Annotated in this window: 25 protein-coding genes; 11 read left to right on the top strand and 14 right to left on the bottom strand. The window is 72.1% G+C overall.

Annotated features, from left to right (window positions below; genetic code table 11):
• Window positions 1-8 precede the first annotated feature (8 nt).
• Together ACBI99_RS18135 and ACBI99_RS18140 are read right to left on the bottom strand one after the other, a co-directional pair.
• Window positions 9-1,523 carry an FAD-dependent monooxygenase gene (locus ACBI99_RS18135; RefSeq protein ID WP_308125946.1) on the bottom strand — a complete coding sequence of 505 codons (1,515 nt, stop codon included), beginning with the start codon at window positions 1,521-1,523 and terminating at the stop codon, window positions 9-11.
• Window positions 1,524-1,579: 56 nt separating this feature from the next.
• A complete protein-coding gene (locus ACBI99_RS18140; protein ID WP_357589169.1) occupies window positions 1,580-1,801 on the bottom strand; it encodes a hypothetical protein in 222 nt (73 codons plus the stop codon).
• 116 nt (window positions 1,802-1,917) lie between these two features.
• Between ACBI99_RS18140 and ACBI99_RS18145 the strand changes: the two genes are divergently transcribed.
• Window positions 1,918-2,814 (top strand): LysR family transcriptional regulator, encoded by an 897-nt coding sequence (locus tag ACBI99_RS18145; RefSeq protein WP_375072797.1) that lies wholly within the window; start codon window positions 1,918-1,920, stop codon window positions 2,812-2,814.
• Window positions 2,811-3,587, top strand: a complete 777-nt coding sequence (locus ACBI99_RS18150; RefSeq protein ID WP_357589165.1) for an endonuclease/exonuclease/phosphatase family protein — start codon at window positions 2,811-2,813, stop codon at window positions 3,585-3,587. Before ACBI99_RS18145 ends, ACBI99_RS18150 begins: the two co-directional genes overlap by 4 nt.
• Before the next feature lie 9 nt (window positions 3,588-3,596).
• On the opposite strand, the gene ACBI99_RS18155 is transcribed toward ACBI99_RS18150, so the two are convergent.
• Entirely contained in the window at window positions 3,597-3,794 is a 198-nt protein-coding gene (locus ACBI99_RS18155; RefSeq protein WP_219509169.1) for a hypothetical protein, read from the bottom strand.
• 69 nt (window positions 3,795-3,863) lie between these two features.
• Window positions 3,864-4,181 carry a TetR/AcrR family transcriptional regulator C-terminal domain-containing protein gene (locus ACBI99_RS18160; protein ID WP_375072798.1) on the bottom strand — a complete coding sequence of 106 codons (318 nt, stop codon included), beginning with the start codon at window positions 4,179-4,181 and terminating at the stop codon, window positions 3,864-3,866.
• A gap of 26 nt (window positions 4,182-4,207) precedes the next feature.
• Here ACBI99_RS18160 and ACBI99_RS18165 point away from each other — a divergent pair, with 26 nt between their 5' ends.
• Both ACBI99_RS18165 and ACBI99_RS18170 read left to right on the top strand, forming a co-directional pair.
• Window positions 4,208-4,555 (top strand): hypothetical protein, encoded by a 348-nt coding sequence (locus tag ACBI99_RS18165; protein WP_375072799.1) that lies wholly within the window; start codon window positions 4,208-4,210, stop codon window positions 4,553-4,555.
• Between the two features lie 159 nt (window positions 4,556-4,714).
• Window positions 4,715-5,281, top strand: coding sequence for a dihydrofolate reductase family protein (locus tag ACBI99_RS18170; RefSeq protein WP_219509161.1), 567 nt, complete (start codon window positions 4,715-4,717; stop codon window positions 5,279-5,281).
• Between the two features lie 49 nt (window positions 5,282-5,330).
• On the opposite strand, the gene ACBI99_RS18175 is transcribed toward ACBI99_RS18170, so the two are convergent.
• A complete protein-coding gene (locus tag ACBI99_RS18175; RefSeq protein ID WP_375072800.1) occupies window positions 5,331-6,341 on the bottom strand; it encodes an RNA polymerase subunit sigma-70 in 1,011 nt (336 codons plus the stop codon).
• A gap of 100 nt (window positions 6,342-6,441) precedes the next feature.
• Window positions 6,442-7,317 (bottom strand): helix-turn-helix transcriptional regulator, encoded by an 876-nt coding sequence (locus ACBI99_RS18180; protein ID WP_375072801.1) that lies wholly within the window; start codon window positions 7,315-7,317, stop codon window positions 6,442-6,444.
• Between the two features lie 160 nt (window positions 7,318-7,477).
• On the opposite strand from ACBI99_RS18180, the gene ACBI99_RS18185 reads away from it, so the two are divergent.
• Window positions 7,478-8,383, top strand: coding sequence for an oxidoreductase (locus tag ACBI99_RS18185; RefSeq protein WP_357593894.1), 906 nt, complete (start codon window positions 7,478-7,480; stop codon window positions 8,381-8,383).
• 81 nt (window positions 8,384-8,464) lie between these two features.
• Here ACBI99_RS18185 and ACBI99_RS18190 read toward each other — a convergent pair whose 3' ends face one another.
• Window positions 8,465-9,022 carry a helix-turn-helix domain-containing protein gene (locus ACBI99_RS18190; protein ID WP_357593892.1) on the bottom strand — a complete coding sequence of 186 codons (558 nt, stop codon included), beginning with the start codon at window positions 9,020-9,022 and terminating at the stop codon, window positions 8,465-8,467.
• A 96-nt stretch (window positions 9,023-9,118) separates the two neighbouring features.
• Between ACBI99_RS18190 and ACBI99_RS18195 the strand changes: the two genes are divergently transcribed.
• The 3 genes from ACBI99_RS18195 to ACBI99_RS18205 are packed head-to-tail and all read left to right on the top strand — an operon-like array spanning window position 9,119 to window position 11,259.
• Entirely contained in the window at window positions 9,119-10,033 is a 915-nt protein-coding gene (locus ACBI99_RS18195) for an NmrA/HSCARG family protein (protein WP_357593890.1), read from the top strand.
• 25 nt (window positions 10,034-10,058) lie between these two features.
• Window positions 10,059-10,607, top strand: coding sequence for a VOC family protein (locus tag ACBI99_RS18200; protein ID WP_375072802.1), 549 nt, complete (start codon window positions 10,059-10,061; stop codon window positions 10,605-10,607).
• Between the two features lie 49 nt (window positions 10,608-10,656).
• Entirely contained in the window at window positions 10,657-11,259 is a 603-nt protein-coding gene (locus ACBI99_RS18205; RefSeq protein WP_375072803.1) for a cadmium resistance transporter, read from the top strand.
• Here ACBI99_RS18205 and ACBI99_RS18210 read toward each other — a convergent pair.
• Both ACBI99_RS18210 and ACBI99_RS18215 read right to left on the bottom strand, forming a co-directional pair.
• A complete protein-coding gene (locus tag ACBI99_RS18210) occupies window positions 11,209-12,048 on the bottom strand; it encodes an NAD(P)-binding domain-containing protein (protein WP_375072804.1) in 840 nt (279 codons plus the stop codon). The genes ACBI99_RS18205 and ACBI99_RS18210 overlap by 51 nt on opposite strands.
• A gap of 423 nt (window positions 12,049-12,471) precedes the next feature.
• Entirely contained in the window at window positions 12,472-13,869 is a 1,398-nt protein-coding gene (locus ACBI99_RS18215; protein ID WP_357593884.1) for an FAD-dependent monooxygenase, read from the bottom strand.
• 117 nt (window positions 13,870-13,986) lie between these two features.
• Here ACBI99_RS18215 and ACBI99_RS18220 point away from each other — a divergent pair, with 117 nt between their 5' ends.
• A complete protein-coding gene (locus ACBI99_RS18220; protein ID WP_219509140.1) occupies window positions 13,987-14,406 on the top strand; it encodes a helix-turn-helix domain-containing protein in 420 nt (139 codons plus the stop codon).
• A gap of 151 nt (window positions 14,407-14,557) precedes the next feature.
• Here the strand turns inward: ACBI99_RS18220 and ACBI99_RS18225 are convergent, their stop codons facing one another.
• A complete protein-coding gene (locus ACBI99_RS18225; RefSeq protein WP_375072805.1) occupies window positions 14,558-15,139 on the bottom strand; it encodes a dihydrofolate reductase family protein in 582 nt (193 codons plus the stop codon).
• A 66-nt stretch (window positions 15,140-15,205) separates the two neighbouring features.
• Window positions 15,206-16,045: a helix-turn-helix domain-containing protein gene (locus ACBI99_RS18230; RefSeq protein ID WP_375072806.1), complete on the bottom strand. Its 840-nt coding sequence runs from the start codon at window positions 16,043-16,045 to the stop codon at window positions 15,206-15,208.
• 127 nt (window positions 16,046-16,172) lie between these two features.
• On the opposite strand from ACBI99_RS18230, the gene ACBI99_RS18235 reads away from it, so the two are divergent.
• On the top strand, window positions 16,173-16,760 hold the full coding sequence (locus ACBI99_RS18235) for a dihydrofolate reductase family protein (protein ID WP_375072807.1): 588 nt from the start codon (window positions 16,173-16,175) through the stop codon (window positions 16,758-16,760).
• Window positions 16,761-16,786: 26 nt separating this feature from the next.
• On the opposite strand, the gene ACBI99_RS18240 is transcribed toward ACBI99_RS18235, so the two are convergent.
• From ACBI99_RS18240 to ACBI99_RS18250, 3 genes are all read right to left on the bottom strand, one after another.
• On the bottom strand, window positions 16,787-17,296 hold the full coding sequence (locus tag ACBI99_RS18240; RefSeq protein WP_375072808.1) for a carboxymuconolactone decarboxylase family protein: 510 nt from the start codon (window positions 17,294-17,296) through the stop codon (window positions 16,787-16,789).
• A gap of 37 nt (window positions 17,297-17,333) precedes the next feature.
• Window positions 17,334-17,807 (bottom strand): carboxymuconolactone decarboxylase family protein, encoded by a 474-nt coding sequence (locus ACBI99_RS18245; RefSeq protein WP_375072809.1) that lies wholly within the window; start codon window positions 17,805-17,807, stop codon window positions 17,334-17,336.
• A gap of 130 nt (window positions 17,808-17,937) precedes the next feature.
• Entirely contained in the window at window positions 17,938-18,621 is a 684-nt protein-coding gene (locus ACBI99_RS18250) for a hydrolase (RefSeq protein WP_357593871.1), read from the bottom strand.
• Between the two features lie 228 nt (window positions 18,622-18,849).
• On the opposite strand from ACBI99_RS18250, the gene ACBI99_RS18255 reads away from it, so the two are divergent.
• Window positions 18,850-19,221 (top strand): hypothetical protein, encoded by a 372-nt coding sequence (locus ACBI99_RS18255; RefSeq protein WP_219509134.1) that lies wholly within the window; start codon window positions 18,850-18,852, stop codon window positions 19,219-19,221.
• The last annotated feature ends 54 nt before the right edge of the window (window positions 19,222-19,275 follow it).

Below are 19,275 nucleotides of genomic sequence, written 5' to 3' on the forward strand. Positions count from 1 at the left end.
CTCAGGTCTCAAGACGTGCCGAACCAGGCGGACAGTGCCTCACGCAGCGAGGGCGTCGCGCTGTCCGCGGGTTCGTCGACGGTGGCGGCCCAGGCGATGTGGCCGTCCGGGCGGATGAGCAGGGCGTCGGCCGGCCGGTCACCGGTCTTGGCGGTGTGGACGCCGACGCGCGGCTGCCGGTCCCCGGCGGTTTCGCGCAGGTCCCGGCGGTCGGCGAGGTCGAGGAGGACGGGCCGGGCGGGGCGCATGAGCTCCGCCACGCTCGTCATGCCCCGCTCGGTGTGCAGGGTGAGGTCGGGGGCGAAGGCGCCGGTCAGCGGGTGGCGGCCGGCGCCGGGCATCGGGTAGCGGATGTCGGAGCCGGCGACGAGGGCGCCCATCCGGCGCAGCGGCTGCTCGTCGGTGAGCAGTTCCCGCACGACCTCCCGCAGCGCTTCGGCGGCCGGGTCGTGCCCGCGCCGCAACGCCACCTGGGCCCGGGTGTGCAGCATGGTGCGGGCGCCGGCGAGGTGACGTTCGCCGTGGTACGTGTCCAGCAGGCCGGCCGGGGCCCAGCCGTGCAGGCCGGCGGCCAGCTTCCAGGCGAGGTTGACCGCGTCCAGCATGCCGGCGTTGAGCGCCACGCCGGTGGCCGGGAACAGGTGCGCCGCGTCCCCGGCCAGCAGGATCCGCCCCTCGCGGTAGCGGTCGGCCTGCCGCGCCTTGAACGTGAACCGCGACAGCCGGACCGCCTCGGCCACGGGCAGGTCCACGCCGAGCACGCGGCGGAGACTGTCCTGGAGCTCGGTGACGGTCATCGGGGTGTCGTCGTCGTACTCGACGCTCTCGTCCTCGACGGTGTAGAGCGAGACGGCCTGGGAGCCAGGCGAGGCCCCGATGCCGAAGAGCCCGTGATCCGTCCGGGTGAACCCCGGGTGGATGACGCCGAAGCCGGGGACGTCGAGGCCGCCGTCGCCGCGCACGGTGACCGTGCCGGGCAGGGTGACCTGGGCCAGCCGGTTGACCTCCGGGTACGTGGTGCCGGGGAAGCCGATCCCGGCCCAGGCGCGGACCCGGCTGCGCGCGCCGTCGCAGCCCACCACGTACCGGGCCCTCACCTGGTACGGCCCGTCCGGGCCGCGGACGTCCACGGTGACGGCGGCCTCGTCCTGGCTCATCCCGGCCACCTCGTGCCCGCGGCGCAGGTCGACGCGGAGTTCGCCGGCCACCTCGCCGAGCAGGCGCTCGAGGTGCTGTTGCGGGAGCGGCAGCGCGCGCATCGGGGGATCGGCGAGCTCGGTGAAGTCCAGGTGCACGCCGCCGAACGGGAACCGGGGAGCCGGGACGGGGCCGGTGCAGGCGGCTTCGAAGCGTCCCAGCAGGCCTCGGTAGCGCAGCAGCTCGAGGATCTGCCCGCCGAGGCCACCGGCCTTGGGGGTGTCGCGGCGCCGCGGCTGCCGCTCCAGCACCAGCGGCCGCACCCCGGCCAGGCGCAGCTCGGCGGCCAGCATGAGGCCGGTCGGCCCGGCTCCCACGATGACCACCTCAGCGCCCCCTGACGGATCTTCTTCCGCGAGCCGGGCGGCATGGTGTTGCTCTGTCATCCCTGACCTTTCGATTCGTCGCGTGACACGTAGTCCCTGAGCCGCCCGAGGCCCGGGCGGGCCACCGTCGTGCGGTCGAGCCCTTCCGGCGAAGGCGCGTACGGCAGGCCGGCCAGGTCGTCCCGGAGGCTCTCCAGCCCGGTCGCGCGGATCGCCACGGCCTCGTGCGGCACCGCCGTGCCGCCCAGGCGCAGGTCCAGCGCAGGAGGTCCACCCACGTGCCCCCTCGACCAGGCGATTTCGTACGAATCGAGGATCAAGTACGGTGAACACCCGGAACAACGACGAACATCGGAAGATCACCTTCAGTGGGAGTGAACGGAGCAGGTCAGGCGTGGAGCTGCGTGACATCGAGATCTTCCTGACCCTGGCCGAAGAGCTGCATTTCGGCCGCACCGCCGCCCGGCTGTGCCTGTCGCCCGCTCGCGTGACCCAGGCGATCCAGAAGCAGGAACGGCAGGTCGGCGCCCAGCTGTTCGAGCGCACCAGCCGCACGGTCCGGCTGACGCAGGTCGGGCGGCAGCTCCGCGACGACCTCAGGCCCCTCTACGCCGGGCTGAAGGAGAGCGTGGAGCGCGCCCAGCTCGCCGGCCAGGGCATCACCGGCACGCTGCGCGTCGGCATGCTTCCCCTCAACGCCTACGACCTGCGCCCGTACTGGGACGTCTTCCGCCTCCGCCACCCGCGATGGCAGCTCCGCATCCACAAGACCCAGCTGGGCGAAGCCTTTCCCGCGCTGCGAAGGGGAGACATCGACGTCCTGGTGACCTGGCTCCCCGTCGACGAACCCGACCTCACCGTGGGGCCGGTCCTGTTCGCCGAGCAACGCGTGCTGGCCGTCGCCGTCGACCACCAGCTCGCCCCGCGCGCGTCGGTCTCCCTGGAGATGGTCTCCGACTTCCAGCACCCGAACGCCGACAACGGCCCCGGCTACTGGTACGACGCCTACGCCCCGCGCCTGACCCGGCGGGGCCGCCAGATCGAGCGCGGCCCCGTGGTGCGGGACGCGGAGGAGGCCATGACCCTCGCCAGCATGGACGGGCTCGTCGTGCTCTTCCCCGCCCACGTCACCCGCTACTGGGCGCGACCGGACATCACGTACCTGCCGGTCACCGATCTGGAGCCGCTGCCGTACGCGCTGGTGTGGCGCAGCGAGGCCGAGAGCGAGCACGTCCAAGCCCTGGCCGGGATCATTCGCGACCTGGGCCCCCTCCCGCAGGTCCCGGCATGATCCGGTACCTGCTGATCGCCGGGCTGTTACCCCTCAACGTGCCCGCCCAAGCCCCGTCGCTCCACGTGATGACCTGGAACCTCTGCGCGGGCACGAACAGCAACTGCCCCCTCTTCCGCCGCACCACCGCCGAGCTGGCCTGGCACGTCGCCGTGCTGGCGACCAAGGCGGACGTGATCTTCCTCCAGGAGTTCTGCACGGGCGCGGACGGCGACCTGAAGCGCGAGCTGGAGGCGCGTACCGGCAGGGCGTGGAGCGTCAAGTCGGCCGGGCTGGCCCGCCCCGACGGCTCCCCGTACCAGTGCCACCCGGACCGGAACGGCAGGCCGCGCGGGACGCAGAGCGTCACCCTGGCCGTGGCCGAGCGGAACGCCCGCTTCGGCGTGCACGCGCTGAGCTCGCCGCCGTGGAGTGCCCGGAGGTACGCGGTCTGTACGGCGGACCGGGCGTGGTGCACCGCGCACTTCTCGTCCGGCGCGCACTACGACGACAAGCAGAAGGGCGCGCCCTACCGGCACAAGCAGCTCCGTGAGCTGTTCGAGCTCGGCCGGGGCGTCGTCGGCGGCGACCTCAACCTGGTGCCGCGCGATGCCGCCACCGCCTACAGGGGCCGCGACGAGTGCGACCCGCGCAAGCGGTGGACCTACGTCACCCGCAAGCGGAAGATCGACTACGTGTTCGCCGGCGACGGCCGCATGCGCGGGTGCTTCGTCGACTACGCCAGGAAAGGCTGGTCGGACCACGTGCCGCTGCACGCGTGGGTGGCGCGGTAGTCACCGGTCCTAGGGGTGATCGGGGAGGCGCTCAGCATGACGGCGAACCCGTGGGGAGCCGAGCGCGTACGACAGCGCCACGCCGAAGCAGAGGGACAGCGAGATGCCCAGGAGGAGGTCGGTCAGGGCCGCGGCGAACCCCATGCCGATGGCCAGGCCGCAGGAGAGACCGAGGATCCAGTTGGGGGAGTTCTTCGTGTTCGTCATGGCTCACATCCTTCCGCGGGGGCCGCGGCCGGAGTAGAGACGTAGATCATCGGCACCGTATGACATCTGTCAGCCGAAGGCGCGGAGGAAGGTGTCGGTGGCGGCGCGGGCGAGCTCCCGCAGGTCGGTGTCGGCGATCTGCCGGGTGCCCATGTGGGAGCGCGCCTCCAGCGGCCCGATGAGCAGGGCCAGGAAGTGCTCGGCGGCCTGGTCGGGGTCGGTGGCGCGGAGGCGGCCGGCGAGGATGAGCCGCGCCAGCCGGTCGGCGAGGGCCTGGCTGAGGCGGTGCGGGCCGCTCTCGACGGCGAGGTCGAGGATGTCGGGGAAGTGGGTGAGCTCCGCGTACAGCAGCCGCCGCAGTGCGCAGGAGCGGTCGTCGGCGTGCACGCGGCTACGACGGGATGGCCGCCCAGATGCAGGCGGGACGGGCCAACGACCTGCTCGCGGTCGCCTACGCCGCCCGCCACGCGACCGGCGGCACCCGGTACGTGCTGATCGACCCCGGCCCGGTGGCCTCCAGCTTCGCCGGTGAGTACGACCCGCCCATCGCCGCCCAGGTCGCCGCGCTCAAAAGGCACGGCCGGCCGGTCGGCGACGGCATCCAGCCGATCATCGCCCGCGTCGACGCCCCGCCGGCGGCGCCGGTGACCGCGTTCGCGCGCTTCGACCCCATCAGCCTGGACGGCCCCGCCTTCGACCCTCACGCCGCGGCCCGGCTGCACGACCTGACCCGTCGCCTGCTGTCCTCCCTGGAGACCTGACCCCGAGGAGGTCGCCCCGCTCTCCTGGGACCCGCACACCCGGCGCGACGAAGCCGAGCGCGCTCTGACGGGCCCGCCGGAGGCCGAGACCCATGCCGATTAGGCTTCCGCGCCGTGCCCGTCTGTACGTGTGAGACCGACTCACAGGAGGCTGACACGATGCGGAAACTGATCTTCGGCATGAACCTGAGCCTGGACGGCTACATCGCCGCGACCGGCGACGACATCGGCTGGAGCGGGCCGCCGAACGACGAGCTGTTCCAGTTCTGGCTCGACCACGAGCGGGCCAACGACCTGGTGCTGTACGGGCGCAAGCTGTGGGAGACGATGAGCGCCGCCTGGCCGACCGGCGACCAGCACCCCGACGCCACCCCGGCGCGGATCGAGTACGCGCGGAACTGGCGGGACACGCCGAAGGTGGTGTTCTCCTCGACGATCGACAAGGTCGACTGGAACACCCGCCTGGTCAGCGGCGACGCGGTCGCCGAGATCGCCCGGCTCAGGGCCGAGGACGGCGGCCAGATGGGCATCGGCGGCGCGACGCTCGCCGGGGCGGCCATGCGGGCCGGGCTGATCGACGAGTACGTCCTGGCCACCTACCCGGTCCTGGTGGGCGGCGGCACGCCGTTCTTCACGGCGCTGGACAGCTGGGTGAACCTCAATCTGGTGGAGACCCGGACGTTCCCCGGCGGCGTGACGCTGACCCGGTACGAGACGAGGCGATGAGCACGGGCCGGATCCTCGGCCCGTGAACGGTGTGTGCTGGGCCCGCGTCCTATGACAGTGCCGGGGGCAGGCCCAGCCACGGCTTGCCGGTGGCGTCGAATCCGGTGAGCTCGGCGATCTTCCCGTCGACGACGTGCAGGACCGCGATGGCGAACAAGCGGTGCTCGGGGTCGCCGGGGGCGCGCAGGTACAGCGCGGCGGCAGGCATGCGGTTGACCGTCGTGGCGATGCCGCGCCAGTCGTCGTGGCCGCGCCGGAAGAGCCCGCTGGAGACCCAGCCGTCCACCGCCTCCTTGGCCGACCTGACCACGGTGCCCGGGTCGGGCAGCATCGCGAAGCGCAGGTCGTCGCGGAGCAGCGACGTCAGCCCGTCCAGGTCGTTGCGCTTATGGGCGGCCAGGTACGACTTCACCACGCCGCGCTCGTCGTCCGACAGCTCGTGGGTGGCGGGGCTCCGCCAATCGAGGCGGCGGCCGGGCAGCCGCTCGCGCATCGTCACGCGGGCCCGCTGCAGTGCGCTGGTCACCGACGCGACGGTCACCCCGAGGGCGCCGGCGGCCTCCGACGCCGGCCGGCCGAGGACGTCGCGCAGGATGAACACCGCCCGCTGCCGCGGCGGCAGGTGCTGGACGGCGACGATGAACGCCAGCTCGATCGTCTCCCGCGCCACCACCGCTTCCTGCGGGTCCTCCGGGAGCATCCGGTCCGGGTACGGCTGCAGGCACAGCACCTCGGAGTCGGGGTCCGGCAGCTCGGACGGCACGGGCACGCGGGCGTTGCGGCTGTCGAGGAAGTCGAGGCAGGCGTTCGTCGCGATCCGGTACAGCCAGGTCCGCAGCGCGGCGTCGCCCTTGAACGACTCCCGCTTGCGCCACGCCCGCAGGAACGTCTCCTGCGTCAGGTCCTGGGCGTCCTCGTAGTTCGCGAGCATCCGGTAGCAGTGCACCTGCAGCTCGCGCCGGTGGCGCTCCGTGACATGGGCGAACCGTGTCGTGTCGCCCGAGCGGGCCGCCGCGATGAACGCGGCCTCGTCGGCGCCCAGCGGTCTGGCGTCGGTCATGGTCGTCAATCCTTCCACCGGTGCGATAGGGGCTATCAGGACTGACGACGTGGCGGAGGATTTCTGATCGGTCGCACCGGGCCGTGCGCCGGGCCCTCGCCTAGGCGGACCGCTCGCCGGTGCGCGCCGAGCGGGTCGCGTGCAACGAGGCCAGGAGCCGCAGCCGGTCGGCGTCGGCGCTGCCCGGCTCGGCGGTGTAGACCAGCATGACCGGGCCGGGGCTGCCGGGCAGCGGGTAGGTGTCCCAGTCCAGGACGATGTCGCCGACCTCCGGGACCCGGAAGGTCTTGGCGCCGCTGACCGACTCGCGCACGTCGTGCCGGGCCCACAGCCGCCGGAACTCGGCGCTGCGGATGCTCAGCTCACCGACGATCGCGGTGGCGCGCGGATGGGTGGGGTCGGTGGCGACGGCGGCGCGCATCATGCCGATGTAGTCCAGGGCCTGCCGCTCCCAGTCGGGGCAGCTCCGCTCGCCGGTCAGCGTGTCGTCGAACATCAGCAGGAGCATGTTGAGCCGGTCGCGCGGGCAGTCGCCCGGGTCGCCGAGCAGCGCCTCGGCCATCGGGTTCCAGTCGAGCAGGTCGAGGTGCCGGCCGAGCACGACCGCCGGGGTGTCCATCACCCGCAGCAGCCGCCGGGTGCTGTCCGGCACCCTTTCCGGCCCCCGGTCCACCCGCGCGGGCGCGGGCCGGCGGGCGGCGCGGGCCAGGGTGAACAGGTGCCGGCGCTCCTCGTCGGCGAGGCCGAGCGCCCCGGCCAGCGCGTCCAGGACGTCGTCGGACGGGCGCACCTCGCGGCCCTGCTCCATCCGCTGGTAGTAGTCGGTGCTCAACCCGGCCAGCAGGGCCAGCTCCTCGCGCCGCAGCCCGGTGACCTTGCGGCGTCCGCCCGGCTCCAGGCCCACGTCGTACGGACTCAGCCGGTTGCGGCGGGCCCGCAGGAAGTCCCCGAGCTCACGGGCGTACAGGTTGGTCATGCCGCAAGTCTGCCGCCTGACCGGCCCCCCAAGGTAGGTCCCGCGGACCTAGGCAACCGGGAACGACGGAGGCGGCCCGCGTCGCCCCTAACGTCGGCGGTCGACCGCACCGAGCCTGACGTCGGCGGTCGACCGCACCCGAGACCTCCAGGAGCAGCAGATGACCGGATGGACCGCTGATCGCATCCCCGACCAGCACGGCCGGATCGCCGTCGTGACCGGCGCCAACTCGGGCCTCGGCCTGGTCACCGCCACCGAGCTGGGCCGCCGCGGCGCCCGTGTCGTGCTCGCCGTCCGTAACACCGCCGCCGGTCAGGAGGCCGCCCGCCGCATCGGCGGCGACGTCGAGGTGCGCGAGCTGGACCTGGCCCGCCTCGACTCGGTACGCGCGTTCGCCGCGAAGCTGGCCGCCGACCACCCGGCGATCGACCTGCTGGTCAACAACGCCGGCGTGGTGCTGCTCGGCCCGCGCCGTACCACCGCCGACGGCTTCGAGCTGCACCTCGGCACCAACATGCTGGGCCACTTCGCGCTGACCGGCCTGCTGCTCGGCAACCTGGCCGCGGCCGCCCGCCCGCGGGTGGTCAGCCTCAGCTCGATCACCCACAGGAACGCCCACCTCGACCTCGACGACCTGATGTTCGAACGTGACTATCGAGCCGCTCCCGCCTACGGCCGGTCCAAGCTCGCCACCACGATCTTCGCCGTCGAGCTGGACCGCCGCCTGCGCGCCGCCGGATCGCCGATCATCAGCACGCTGGCCCACCCCGGCCTGACCCGCACCAACCTCACTCCGCGCGCCTGGGAGCACCGCGGCCGGCTCGGGCAGGTGATCGCGCGGCTCGGCCTGGTGGTCACCCAGCCGGTGGAACGCGGCGCGCTGCCGCAACTGCGCGCCGCGACCGACCCCCGGGTGCGGGGCGGCCAGTTCTTCGGGCCGTCCGGGCCCTGGGAGACCCGCGGCCCGGTCGCCGAGGCCCGGCTCAGCCGCGAGGCGGCCGATCCGGCCGTCGGCAGGTGGCTCTGGGAGGCGGCCGGGCGGTTGACGGGCGTCACGTACCTCTGAACCAGCCGAGACGCGGGCGAATGCCGGGCGGCGGCCATCCGATCAGCGCGCCCCGCGAGGCCGGGGCGTCGTGGGGGACGCTCAGGGCCGGATGCCGTCGAGGGCGAGGCGGAGCAGGCGGAGTGCCGTCGGCGGATCGCCCTCGGTGGCCTGGGCGACCGCCTCCGCCAGGGCGAGCAGGTCGTCCGGGGAGACTCCGGGGCGGACGGCGGCTGCCGCGAGGGCGCGATCCGTCAGCGTCACGGTCGCCTCCCGCATGACGGCGTGGCAGGTGTCGCCGGCCGACGGGCCGGCGCCCGCCCCGGCGGCCAGCGAAGCGGGCAGGCCGCGGGTGTTCACGGCGGAGATCGTCAGCTCTTCCAGCCAGGTCACGAGTCCCGTCCGGGGGTCGCCGGCGGCCAGCTCGCGGGCGCGCAGGCGAAGCCGTTCGACCTCGTCGCGGAAGACCTCCTCGAGCAGCGCCTGGCGGGAGGCGAAGTGCCGGTGCAGGGTCGCGGAGCCCACGCCCGCCTCACGGGCGATCTCCTCCAGGGAGACCTGGGCCCCCTCGCGGGCGACGAGAGCCGCGGCCGTCGCGACGAGCCGCTCGTGGTTGCGCTGCCAGTCCGATCGCTGCGGCGTGGCCTTGGGGTTCGCCATGAGGACACCCTTTCATCTGGACAACCGGAGGGCCACCCCATATGTTGGGTGGCACGAAGTGGGGTGCCACCCCATATCGATCCCTGGAGGAGTGCCGTGCCTGAATCGTCATCGTTCGTGCTGGTCACCGGAGCGACCGGCAAGCAAGGAGGCGCCGTGGCCCGCGCGCTGCTTCACGCCGGCGTCCCCGTTCACGCCCTGGTGCGGGACCCCGGCTCCGAGCGTGCCACCGCCCTCGGCGCTCTGGGCGCCGTCCTCGTGCGAGGCGACCTCGACGACGTCGCGTCGCTGGAAGCGGCGCTCGACGGCGCCCGCGCCGTGTTCTCGGTGCAGACCTATGATCCCGCCGACCCGATGGGCGACTCCGAGGTCCGGCACGGGCGCAACCTCGTCGAGGCCGCCCGGGCGGCGGGCGTCGGGCACGTGGTGCACACCTCGGTGTCGGGCGCGGGCACCGTCGACGTCGAACGCTTCGACGAGCGGCGCTGGGGCGCGCACATGCGGCACTACTGGCGCGGCAAGGCCGCGGTCGAGGACCTCGTACGCGGCGCGGGCTTCCCCCGGTGGACGATCCTGCGCCCGGCCACGTTCATGGAGAACTTCGTCCGGCCGTCGTCCTACTTCGCGGACCTGACCTCGGACCGGCTCCTCGTCGGGGTCGATCCCGACGTCCCGCTTCCCTTCGTCGCGGTCGGCGACATCGGGGCGGCCGCCGCCACGGCGTTCGCGGAACCCGGGCGTTTTCACGGCGTCGAGCTCGAACTCGCCGGTGACGTCCTGAGCTTCCGCACCGCCGCCCGGGTGCTGTCGGAGGCCCTCGACACCACGATCGAGCTTCCGGCCGGCCCGGAGCAAGCCCTCGCGGACGGCCTGATGACCGGGCTCTTCCAGGCGCAGCAGTACATGAGCGCACATCCCGCACCGGCGCGCCCCGAGTTCGCCGCGGACCTGGGGATTCCGCTGACCGCCTTCCACCAGTGGGCGCGGGCCGTCATCGCGGCAGGAGCCTGACCGCAATCGTCCCTAGCCTCCCGGCATGGAGATGACCGAGCAAGGTCCCGAACCCCGGGGCGAGAACACTGTCAACGGATTCGTCGTCGTCGACGGAGCCGAATCCTTCATCGACTTCCTCGTCGCGGTCTTCGACGCGACGGAGCGGGAGGAGGCCCGCACCCCTGACTTCCACGCCGCGGACGGAACGCTGATCCACGCCGAAGTCAAGATCGGCAACTCGTTGATCATGGTCGCCGACCGCAAGGCCGACTGGCCGTTCACCCCGGCCCTGACCCAGGTGTACGTCGCCGACCCCGAGGAGACGCTGCGCAGAGCGGTCGCACGCGGCGCGACCGTCGTCACGCCGGCTTCCCCCTTCTACGGCGGGTACGGCATCGCCCGGTTCCTCGACCCGTGGCACAACCTGTGGTGGCTGTTCTTCCCGGCGGCGGAGACCGGCCCGGCGGCCGGGGAGGAGCCGAGCTGGGAGGAGCCCGCCGAACCCGGCCCCGTGTACGCGACGCTGCTCGAGGCGATGGCCACCCTGGCCGCACCAGCGCGATCGAGCCGGCGTTCGTCGGCGGGGGAGTGACCTTGTAGGGTCGCCGGGGGCGCATCACGGGTGAAGGGGAAGAACCGGCGTGAACGTGGGTGTCGTCGGTCAGGCGGCCGGGCTGTTCGCCATCACCAACGTCGACGACCTCGTGATCCTGGCGTTGTTCTTCGCCCGGGGCGCCGGGAGCCCGGGTGCGGCGGCGCGGGTGGTGGCCGGCCAGTACCTCGGGTTCCTGGGCATCCTGGTCGTGGCCGTGGTCGCGGCCTCCGGCGCCGCCCTTCTGCCCGAGCCGGTGCTGCCGTATCTGGGTCTGCTGCCGCTGCTCCTGGGCCTGAAGGCGGCCTGGCAGGCGTGGCGGAGCCACCGTGACGGCGAGGACGAGGGGCCCGGGGAGGCGCCGGCCGGGGGGCCGAGGGCATGGGAGGTGGCCGCGGTCACCTTCGCCAACGGCGGCGACAACATCGGCGTGTACGTGCCGGTGTTCACCACCGCCGGGGCCGGCTCGACGACCGTCCACATCGTCGTGTTCCTGGCCCTGGTCGCCGTATGGTGTGCCGCCGGCCGGTTCTTCGCCACCCGGCCGGTCGTCGCCCGGACGCTGAGCCGGTGGGGTCACGTACTGCTGCCGCTCGTGCTGTCAGGCATCGGCGTGGCGATCCTCGTCGAGGGCGGCGCCTTCGGCCTGTAGGTCCCGCGCGCCGCCGTCCCGCGGTCCGTCGAGCCGGGTGAGGAGGTCGTCGAGGGTCTGGCCGAGGGCTTGGGCGTTGGCCGGGGTGAACCAGGTGGTGCGGACGCGTTCGTTGCTGCCGTTCGGGGTCTCGTGGTCGGCCGCGAGCTGGTGCAGGGAGCGGGTCCGGTCGCTCAGGGAGCGGCCGACGCCCTGGAAGAGGCCGCGTACGTAGCTGTCGGCGGCCTCGGGGGCGATGCCGTGGCCGGTGGCCCACGACGCGATCGTGGCGAGGTAGGAGTAGTGGGCGGTCAGCGTTCCCGTCAGTGCGGAGAAGACGTTGAAGGCCGCCTCGTCCTCGACCGGGAGCACCCCGCCCAGCCGCGCGAAGAGGTCGTCGACGACCGGGTGCGCGGGGTGCGTCACGGTGACGGAACGGCGCTCGCGGACGGCGGGCAGGGGGATGGCCCGTACCAGCGGGGCGCCGGTGGCCAGCGTCCGGCGCAGGTCGTCGTTGCCGACCCCGGCCATCACGTTGACCACGACCCTGTCGTCGCCCACGGTCAGGCCAGCCAGCGCTTCGTGCCGATCGTCGCGGCGCACGGCGATGATCACGATGTCGGAGCGGTCCAGCACCTCCTGGTTGCCCGCGCACACCCGTACGCTCTCGTAGCGCCCGGACAGCTCGGTGGCCGTGCGAGCTCCCCGCGGGGAGAGGAACACCTCGGGAGCGTAGCCGGCCCCCTCGCACAGGCCCGTCACGATCGCCCGGCCGATCTCACCCACTCCGATGACGCCGACGCGCTTCATCGTGCCTCCTTCTTCCGTACGGGTCAGCGGCGGACACTGATACCGGCATGGCCCTGCTCCTGTTCGTCGGAGGCATCCGGACCCGGCCGACGCTAGTCGAACCCCCGATCGAACCGATGGAGAATTCTCGCCCCGACGCGCAAGAATCTTGCGCGCTGAACCTAGGCCGGGCGAGGCGCGCAGACCGGCACCGGCCGGGCCGGCACGCCGCGGGACGTCGCCGAGACCGTGCACCGGCTCGCCTCACCCGGTGCGGGCCACGTCACGGCCCAGGTCGTCCAGGTGAACGGCGGAGCCGAGCGTGGCCGCCGAGCCGCCGCGCGACGGGCCGACGACATCCAGGACGCCTGGCTGCGGGAGCTGCCCGGCATCCCTGGTTCGGGGTGTGTGACGTGGCGCCGCGTACGTTCATGCCGCTCCCCGTCAGGTCAGAGGGAGTTCTGCCATGGCGTCCGCCAGCTGTCCGGCAGTGTCTCCGGCGGCCCACACGTGCCCGTCGGGGCGCATGAGCATGGCGTCCGTGGGCCAGGGCAGCTCGGTCTCGTACAGCTGGAGGTCCGCGCTCACGGCGAGGTCCTTCAGCGCCGGGGTGGCCTCCTGGGCCAGCAGCACCGGGCGGCCCTCGCGCAGCAGGCGCAGCTGCTCGCGGGTGGCCGGGAGGCGCCGGCCTGCCAGGGGATGGGCTCCCGGATAGCGTACGGCCAGCGCCGTCAGCGTGTCGGCCAGCTCGGCCGCCACGTCGGGATGGGCGCGCAGCAGGTCCGCCATGAACCGGCGCAGGGACAGGCCCTCCTCGGTGGTGGCGGTGATCAGGGCGGTCTGGGCCTTGGTGTGTTCGACCAGGGACTCGCCGACGGGGTGGCGTTCCTGGTGGTAAGTGTCCAGCAGGGACGCCTCCGCCCGGCCCCGCTGGACCGCGGCCAGCTTCCACCCCAGGTTCATTGCGTCCTGCAGGCCCACGTTCAGCCCGACACCGCCCGCCGGGAAGTGCATGTGCGCGGCGTCGCCCGCCAGGAACACCCGGCCCTTCCGATACTGTGCCGCGAGCCGGGTGGCGTTGCCGAAGCGGGACAGCCACACGGGGGAGTGCATGCCGAAGTCCGTGCCCGCGATCCGCTTCGTCGTCTCCCGCAGGGACTCCAGGGTCGGGGTGAGGGTTGAGGGGGCGTACCCGGTGACGCGGTAGCGCCCGCCGGGGATCGGGGCCACGATCAGCGCGCCGTGCGCGTTGTGCCAGGTGCCCGGCCGTTCCGGCGGGTCGGCCAGCTCGACGTCGCCGAGGAAGCCGAAGATGGTCGAGTCGGTGCCGGGGAAGCCGATGCCCGCCGCCTGGCGTACGGTGCTGCCCGCGCCGTCCGCGCCGACCACGTGGTCCGCGGTGATCTCGTACGCGCCGTCGGGCCCGCTGACCCGCAGCGTCACGCCCTGTTCGTCCTGGCTCAGCCCGGTCACCCGGTGCCCGCGCCGGATCACCACCCCGAGGGCCAGGGCGTGCTGTTCGAGCAGTTCCTCGGTGCGCAGCTGCGGGTGCGCGAGCATGAACGGGAACGGCGTGGCCAGCTCCCGGAAGTCCAGGCGGGCGGGCAGCATGCCGAAGTGCCCGTCCGGCACGGGCAGCCCGCCGTCGAGGAAGGCCTGTTCCTGCCCGCGCATCGCCAGCACCTCGATCGTGCGCGGGTGGATGGCCAGCGCCTTGGAGTGCGGGCTGCGCTGCTCGGCCCGTTCCAGGACCAGCGGTCGCCCGCCGCCCAGGGCCAGCTCCGCAGCCGTCCACAGCCCGACCGGGCCCGCGCCGACCACGACGGTGTCGTGTGCGTTCACAGTGATCACTCTCCGTTGCGTTGAGGTGTGGCGCGGGCGTGGTCGTGGATCGGGGTGACCGCCCCGCACGTGTTACATACTGGTAGTGCGGTTACAGCCGGATGAGAGGAAATCGAGATGGCGTCAGCGCGACAGATCGCTGGTCCGTGCCAGGCGTGGCCGGAGGACAGCGCCTTCATCCGTGAGGTGCTCGACCGCATCGGCGACAAGTGGACGGTGCTGACCATCAGCACCCTGAACGCCGGCCCGCTGCGCTATTCCGACCTGCAGGCGAGCATCCCGGGAATCTCCCAGCGGATGCTGACCCAGACGCTCAAGCATCTCGAGCGCGACGGCCTGATCACCCGGACCGCATACGCCGAGGTCCCGCCGCGAGTGGAGTACGAGCTGACGAAGCTGGGCCGGTCGCTGATCGACGCGGTGACGGCGATGGCCGGCTGGGCCGCCACCCATCACGGCGAGATCGCCCGCAACCGGGCCGCCAGCGAGCTCATCGGAGTCGGCCGGGGCAGATCCGGCCGGGTCCGCGACGCCTGATGTGGCATCAAGGGGGCCATTTCCCTCACCTCACTCGTAGTGCGTAACACCATCATGAGTGAGTAAGAGAGGGTCTACAAAAGGCACATTCAGGTGCGTGGCACCGCCCCCCAGGCGCCACGCACTCCCGTCTACAGGTGAATCAGATGGATCAGCGGCGCACCTGGTAGCGCAGGTGAAGCACCCGGTTGCCCTGGATCACCACGTCGGGATCCTCCAGCAGGTGCTGCGCGTGGACCGACCCGAAATAGCGCTTGCCGGACCCGAACACCACCGGCACGACGTCCATGCGCACCTCGTCGACCAGCCCCGCGGCGAGCACCTGGCCACCGACGTCGCCGGCGGCCACCTCGATCATGCGGTCGCCCGCGAGCTCCTGCGCCTTGGCCATGGCCGCCTCGACGCCGTCGGCGAAGTGAAACGGCGCCCCGAGGTCCCAGCCCTCGGGCTGCGGCCGGTGCGTCACGACGACCACGTGGTCGACGCCGCTCGGCGGCTTTCCGTCCCAGCCATCCGTCAGGTCGAAGACGTGGCGGCCGACGATCGTGACCCCGATCCGGTCCCAGTACGCCCTGGTGTAGTCATAGGACGTCTGTGACACCTTCAGCTCGCCGCTCTCGTCCAACGGGACGTCACCGCTGGTCAACCAGTCGAACAGCGGTCCGGGCAGGTCGTTCTCGTCCGCGATGAAACCGTCCGCCGACACCGAGCTGTACATGACCACCTTGCCCACAGGGCCCCTCCTCCATTTTGGGTGCCCTCAAATTAGCGTGCCGTGCGCTGCCGCTCTTGTAAGAAATCAATCGGCCGGCAGCGGCCAGCCGTCGAGCGCGTGGCCGGGATGCTCGCGCAGGAACCGCCGCCGGACCTCGACGTACCGGGTCGGCGTGAGCCCGGTGAACGCCCGGAACTCGTGGCCGAAGTGGGCCTGGTCGAAGTAGCCTGCGCCACCGGCGAGCTCGCCCCAGTCGATCGGCCCGGCGGGGTCGATCGCGAACACGGTGGCGGTGAAACGGTGGGTGCGGGCCAGCCGCTTCGGCGTGACGCCGACGACCTCCTTGAACCGCTGCGCCAGATGCGTGCTGCTGACCCCGGCCGCCGCGCTCAGGTCGCCGATCGCCACCGCCCCGCCGGCCGCCGCGATGACGCTGCTCGCGTGGCGCACCAGCCCCAGGCCGGTGGTCTCGCGCAGCCGTCGCGTCAGCTCCTGTTCGAGCAGCGTCAGCATCTCGTCCGGGCCGTCCGCCGTGGCCAGCCGGTCCCGCAGCTCGGCGACGGCGGGCCGGCCCCAGACCTGCTCCACCGTCACCGGCCGGTCGCACAGCTCGGCCGCGGGCATCGGCAGGAACGGCGCCAGCCCCCACGGCTTGAAGTGCACGCCGACGGACCGGGTCCGCGGCGGGTAGCCGAACTCCAGCGCGCGGGTGGGCATGGTGACCACGCAGCCGTCGGCGTACTCCGCCGTCTCAAGGTCGGCGCCGGCGCGGATGCGGAACGGCGCCCCGAGGTTGACGATGAGCAGCGCCGCCGGCATCGGCGGCAGCGTCAGCCGGGCGTACGGCGACGCGCCCTCCAGGTAGTAGAGGTCGTCGATCAGCCTGTCCAGCGGCGGACGCGGCACTCTGGACACGTACTCCACGCCCACAGTATCGCCGACGCCGTCCGACCGGGCGCGATGAGTTCCGCCGCCGGGAACGGTCCACCCCATGACCCTTGAAGGACGGGCCGGAACCACCGGGCCGAGCGGTAACCAGAGGAGGACCCTCATGGGCAAGGTCTTCAGCCACATGACGATGTCGCTGGACGGATACATCGCGCAGCCGGATGACCAGGTCGGCGAGCTGTTCGACTGGTACGAGGCCGGGGACGTGGTCGTGCCGAACCCGAACGAGGACATCTCGGTCAAGGTCGACGAAGCGGGTGCGGAGGCATGGCGGGACCTCACCGAGAACACCGGCGCGCTCGTCGCCGGCCGCCGCCTGTTCGACATCGCCGGCGGCTGGAACGACAGGCATCCGGCCGGCGCGCCCGTGGTCGTCGTCACGCACCGGCCGCCGGCGGACGCCGCCGGGAAGTGGCCGGCGACGACGTTCGTCGACGGGGTCGAGGCGGCGATCCAGCGGGCGAAGCAGATCGCCGGCGACCGGAACGTCACGATCGCCAGCGCGAACGTGACGCAGCAGGCCCTCGCCCTCGGCCTGGTGGACGAGGTGTGCGTGAGCCTCGTGCCGGTGCTGTTCGGCGAGGGGATCCCGTACTTCTCCAAGCTCGAAGGCGGGCATCTCCTGCTCGACGACCCGATCGTCATCCAGGGCCGGCGCGCCCTGCACCTGCGCTACCCGGTCCGTCGCTGAGCTCGGCGCGCCGGGCCTCGCTCCGGTCACTTCCTCCAGTTCTCGCCCGGCGCCCGGCCCGGGGAGGGCTTGCCGACGAGGGTGATGGGGGCGAAGAAGCAGCTCCTGCCGATCGCCATGCACAGCGTCACGAGCGCCTTCTCGTCGTAGTGCGCGGACGCCCTGGCGAACAGTTCGTCCGGGACGCGCTCGCCGGACGGGTTCGGGGTGAGAATGGCGTCCACCAACTCCAGCGCGACCAGCTCCGCGCCGGTGAAGTAGTGGGGCGCGTCCCGCCAGCTCGCCACGGCGGTGATGCGCTCCTCCGGCTCCCCTTCCTCGCGAAGATTGCCCGACTGCACGACCGTGTGGTACGTGCTGCCGATGAGCTGGCCGATCCGGAGCTGGGCCAGCAGGATCGTGGCCCGCGGGACCGAGCCGTTCTCGGCGGCCTTGGTCATTCCTCCGGCGATCGCCCCCAGCTCGGGCACGAACTTGCTCGGGTCGGAGAGACGCGATTCGGGACCGCTCGGCGCGGTCGTGGCGTGTTCGGTCATGACGAGGTCGTCCTCTCGGCTATGGGGGTTTCCGGATCTACCACTGGCCGGGCTGGTAGGTGCCGGGGGCGGGCTGCGCGGTGATGATGTTCATGCGGTTGAAGGCGTTCATCACGGCGATGTGCGCCACCAGGGCGGCGAGCTGGTCCTCGTCGTAGTGCCTGGACGCCGCCGCCCACGTCTCGTCGCTGACGCCCCCGGCGGCGTCGGCGACGCGGGTGCCCTCTTCCGCGAGTGCCAGGGCGGCCCGCTCGGCGTCCGTGTAGATCGGCGCCTCCCGCCAGACCGGGACCAGGTTGATCCGCAGGGAGGTCTCTCCCGCGTGCTCGGCGTCCTTGGTGTGGATCTCGACGCAGGGCGCGCAGCCGTTGATCTGGCTGATGCGGAGCGCCACCAGTTCCTTCGTGAGCGGCGGCAGGGACGAGTCCGTGACGACCTTGCCCGCCGAGATGACGTACTTCGCGGCCTTGGCCCCGACCGGGTTCTCGGCGTAGTTGAAACGGCTCTCCATGACGATCTCCTTGCTGCTTCGGTTGTTACACCTCAGAGACGAAGGAGCCGGGACGCCCGGGACGACCGGCCGACATGACGCACGTCACATCGGGGAGCCCCCGGAACGTGTCCCCCACCCGGCCGGAGCCCTAGAACAGGTTGCCGGAGCGCTGCCCGATGGCGCGCTTGCGGCGGAAGTAGTCGTTGATGACGACGCGGTAGAGATCGGCGTCGTCACGCGCCCAGTCGCGCATGAACTCGCAGCCCAGAGCGAGCGAGGTGACGGGCTGCGCACCGGCCTGGATCATGCGCTGGACGGCTGTCTCGTGGGTGACGGGCGAGACCCCGCCGACGGCGTCGATGACGGGGTAGACCTCGAAGCCTTCGCGGAGCATGTCCAGAGTGGGAAAGGCGAGGCAGACCTCCGTCCACAGGCCCGCCATGATGATCTTCTTTCTGCCGGTGGCCTCGACCGCCGCCCGGAAGTCCGGGTCCTCCCAGGAGTTCACGCCTGTACGGTCGATCTCCGTGACCCCGGGAAGCTCCCGGGTGATCTCCTCGACGGTCGGCTGGTTGACGCCCATGCCGACCGCGACGGTGCTCAGTACGGTCGGGACCTGGTAGGCGTGGGCGAGCTTGGCCAGCGTGACGGCCCCGAGGTTGATCTCGTCCCGCGTCGAGGACCCCACGGTCGCGTACTGCCCTTCCTGGAAATCGATCAGGACGATGGCACTGTTCCGCGGGGTCAGCAGGTGGTCCTGGCGCGGATCGCGGATGGGCTCTGGGGCGGTCTTGGGCGGGCTGCTCTGCGGTGACATCATTCCTGTCCTCACCTACGGACCTCAAGGGCACCGGCCACGGACCCGGCACGCCAGTGCCGCACCTGCCAACTTCACCCGTTCCCGGCTCCCGAACGCGTTATGGCCGCGCACCGGTCGTGAGACCGTCATGTTTCGGGATGCTGAGGATGCCGGGCGTGCGTCCCCGGCATACCGCAGACATACCGCTCGTCCGTATCGTCCCCTCCACATCGACCCAGGAACGAAAGGGACATGAGAATCATGCGGCTATCGGTCGGAATCATCGCTCTGACAGTCTCCGCCGGACTGCTCGCGGGAGCCCAGCCGGCGAGCGCCGCCACGACGCAGGCAGCAGCGGCGTGCAGCGTCAGCCCGGGCATCCCGTACAAGGACGGCGCGCACGTCGAGGGCACGGTCACGTGGGTCGGCGACTGCGGGCAGATGACGCTGAAGGTGCAGCGCAAGCGATGGTACGGCTGGCAGACCATGAACTCGGACACCTGGACCAAGGACTCCGACAAGAAGGTCGGACTCCCGGCGAGGTGCGGTGACGGCACCTACGACTGGCGCGTCTGGGTCTACGCGGAGAAGGCCGGCGGCTTCACCAACAGGAGCAGGAGGATCACCTGCTGATCCCGGGCTCGTGAGGACCTTGCGGGGCGCGCATCAGGCGTGGCCCCGCATTCA

The sequence above is a fragment of the Nonomuraea sp. ATR24 genome (genome assembly GCF_041950485.1).
Taxonomy (GTDB): Bacteria; Actinomycetota; Actinomycetes; order Streptosporangiales; family Streptosporangiaceae; genus Nonomuraea; species Nonomuraea ceibae.